Origin of the sequence: Streptococcus thoraltensis DSM 12221, from assembly GCF_000380145.1 — a bacterium.
Classification (GTDB): Bacteria; Bacillota; Bacilli; order Lactobacillales; family Streptococcaceae; genus Streptococcus; species Streptococcus thoraltensis.
On sequence record NZ_KB904598.1, the window covers coordinates 1 to 4294 of the forward strand.

Consider the following 4294-nt stretch of genomic DNA (forward strand, 5'->3'; position numbering starts at 1 on the left):
AACCATCAATGTGTGAATCGGAAACAATATCTGACAAGCTCGTTGAGAAGCTATCTGATGTTGAAACGGATTCTGAAACTGAGTTTGAGGTTACTTTTGAAACAGATTCTGAAGCACTTGCACTCATGCTGTCTGACTCAGTTGAGTTTGAGGTTGACATTGAGTCTGACAATGACGCAGAGATGGATTCTGAATCATCCGTTGACTTACGGACTGAAACAGATTCTGAAGCACTGATTGACTCTGACGTTGAGATACTCATTGAACGTGAATCTGATTCTGATGCTGAGTCTGATTGTGAATGTGCTGTTGAAACGGACTCACTCACACTGATTGAGGTGCTTGCAGATTCAGATACAGATACTGACGCACTCAATGAGTCTGAGGCTGACGCTGAAGTACTTGTTGACTCAGAAACTGAGACTGATGTACTTAATGAATCAGATGCTGAGACTGACGTACTTGTTGACTCAGAGACTGAGACTGATGTACTCAATGAATCTGAGGCAGACACTGAAGTACTTGTTGACTCAGAAACAGACACTGACGCACTCAATGAATCTGATGCTGAAACGGACGTACTTGTTGAGTTTGAAACTGAAACTGACGTACTTGCTGATTCTGATACAGATACTGACGCACTCAAGGAATCTGACGCTGAAACTGAAGTACTTGTTGATTCTGAAACAGAGACTGATGTACTTGCTGACTCAGAAACAGACACTGACGCACTCAATGAATCTGATGCTGANGTTGATTCTGAAACAGAGACTGATGTACTTGCTGACTCAGAAACAGACACTGACGCACTCAATGAATCTGATGCTGAAACTGAAGTACTTGTTGAGTTTGAGACTGAAACTGATGTACTTAATGAATCTGATGCTGAGACTGAGGTGCTTGTTGATTCAGATACAGACACTGAATTACTCAATGAATCTGACGCTGAAACGGACGTACTTGTTGAGTTTGAGACTGAAACTGATGTACTTGCTGACTCAGAAACAGACACCGAATTACTTAATGAATCTGACGCTGAAACTGACGTGCTTGCTGACTCAGAAACAGACACCGAATTACTTAGTGAATCTGAAGCTGAAACGGACGTGCTTGTTGACTCAGAAACAGACACCGAATTACTTAATGAATCTGATGCTGAAACTGACGTGCTTGCTGATTCAGATACAGATACTGACGCACTCAATGAGTCTGAGGCTGAAACTGATGTACTTGCTGACTCAGATACAGACACTGACGCACTCAATGAATCTGAAGCTGAAACGGACGTGCTTGTTGACTCAGATACTGAAACTGATGTACTCAATGAATCTGATGCTGAAACTGAAGTACTTGTTGAGTTTGAAACTGAAGTACTTGTTGAGTTTGAAACTGAAGCTGAAGTACTCAATGAGTCTGATGCTGAAACTGACGTGCTTGCTGACTCAGAAACAGACACCGAATTACTTAGTGAATCTGAAGCTGAAACTGACGTACTTGTTGACTCAGAAACAGACACCGAATTACTTAATGAATCTGATGCAGACACTGATGTACTTAATGAATCTGACGCTGAAACTGAAGTGCTTGCTGATTCTGATACAGATACTGACGCACTCAAGGAATCTGATGCTGAAACTGACGTACTTGTTGACTCAGAAACTGAGACTGAGGTACTTAATGAATCAGATACTGAGACTGAGGTACTTAATGAATCAGATACTGAGACTGACGTACTTGTTGACTCAGACACTGAAACTGAAGTGCTCAATGAATCTGAGGCTGACACTGACGTACTTGTTGACTCAGAAACAGACACTGAATTACTTAATGAATCTGATGCAGACACTGATGTACTTGCTGACTCAGAAACAGACACTGACGTACTCAATGAATCTGAGGCTGAGACTGAAGTACTTGTTGAGTTTGAGACTGAAACTGAGGTACTTGTTGACTCAGAAACAGACACCGAATTACTTAATGAATCTGACGCTGAAACTGAAGTGCTTGCTGATTCTGATACAGATACTGACGCACTCAAGGAATCTGACGCTGAAACTGACGTGCTTGCTGACTCAGAAACAGACACTGACGCACTCAATGAATCTGAGGCTGAAACTGACGTACTTGTTGACTCAGATGCTGAGACTGATGTACTCAATGAGTCTGACGCTGAAACTGAGGTACTTGCTGACTCAGAAACAGACACTGAATTACTCAATGAATCTGACGCTGAAACTGAAGTACTTGCTGATTCTGATACAGATACTGAATTACTTAATGAACCTGATGCAGACACTGATGTACTTGTTGACTCAGATACTGACACTGAAGTACTCAATGAGTCTGACGCTGAAACTGATGTACTTGTTGAGTTTGAGACTGAAACTGAAGTACTTAATGAATCAGATGCAGACACTGAAGTACTTGTTGATTCTGATACAGATACTGAGGCACTCAATGAGTCTGACGCTGAAACTGAGGTACTTGCTGACTCAGAAACTGAGACTGAGGCACTCAAGGAGTCTGAGGCTGACACTGAAGTACTCAATGAGTCTGAGGCTGACGCTGAAGTACTTGTTGACTCAGAAACCGAGACTGAAGTACTTAATGAATCAGATACTGAGACTGACGTACTTGTTGACTCAGAGACTGAAACTGAAGTGCTCAAGGAATCTGACGCAGACACTGACGTACTTGTTGACTCAGAAACTGAGACTGATGTACTTAGTGAGTCTGAGGCAGACACCGACGTGCTTGTTGACTCAGATGCTGANTCAGAAACTGAGACTGATGTACTTAGTGAGTCTGAGGCAGACACCGACGTGCTTGTTGACTCAGATGCTGAGACTGATGTACTCAATGAGTCTGACGCTGAAACTGATGTACTTGTTGACTCAGAAACAGACACTGAATTACTTAATGAATCAGATACTGAGACCGATGTACTCAATGAGTCTGAGGCTGACACTGAAGTACTTGTTGACTCAGAAACAGACACTGAATTACTTAGTGAGTCTGAGGCTGACACTGAAGTACTTGTTGAGTTTGAGACTGAAACTGAGGTACTTGCTGACTCAGAGGCTGAGACTGAATTACTTAATGAGTCTGAGGCTGACACTGACGTACTTGTTGACTCAGAAACAGACACTGAATTACTTAGTGAGTCTGAGGCTGAGACTGAAGTACTTGTTGAGTTTGAAACTGAAACTGACGTACTTGCTGACTCAGAGACTGAAACCGAAGTGCTCAATGAATCTGATTCAGACACTGACGTACTTGTTGACTCAGAAACAGACACTGATGCACTCAAGGAGTCTGATGCTGAGACTGATGTACTTAGTGAATCTGATGCAGACACTGACGTACTTGTTGAGTTTGAAACTGAAACTGAAGTACTCAATGAGTCTGACGCTGAAACTGAGGTACTTGCTGATTCTGATACAGATACTGAGGCACTCAATGAATCTGACGCTGACACTGAAGTACTTGTTGACTCAGAGACTGAGACTGAAGTACTTAATGAATCTGAGGCTGAAACTGAGGTACTTGCTGACTCAGAAACAGAGACTGAATTACTTAGTGAGTCTGACGCTGAAACTGAAGTACTTGTTGATTCTGATACAGATACTGAGGCACTTAATGAATCTGAGGCTGACACTGAAGTACTTGTTGACTCAGAAACTGAGACCGATGTACTCAATGAATCTGACGCTGAAACTGACGTACTTGTTGACTCAGAAACAGACACTGATGCACTCAAGGAGTCTGATGCTGAGACTGATGTACTTAGTGAATCTGAGGCTGACACTGACGTACTTGTTGAGTTTGAAACTGAAACTGAAGCACTCAATGAGTCTGACGCTGAAACTGAGGTACTTGTTGAGTTTGAAACTGAAACTGACGTACTTGTTGACTCAGAAACTGAGACTGAAGTACTTAATGAATCTGACGCTGAAACTGAGGTACTTGCTGACTCAGAAACAGACACTGATGTACTCAAGGAATCTGAAGCTGAAACGGACGTACTTGTTGACTCAGAAACAGACACTGATGCACTCAAGGAATCTGACGCTGACACTGAAGTACTTGTTGAGTTTGAAACTGAAACTGACGTACTTGCTGACTCAGACACTGAGACTGAATTACTTAATGAATCTGATGCAGACACTGAGGTACTTGTTGACTCAGAAACAGACACCGAATTACTTAATGAATCTGAGGCTGAAACTGAGGTACTTGTTGAGTTTGAAACTGAAACTGATGTACTTACTGATTCTGAAACTGAAATTGACGC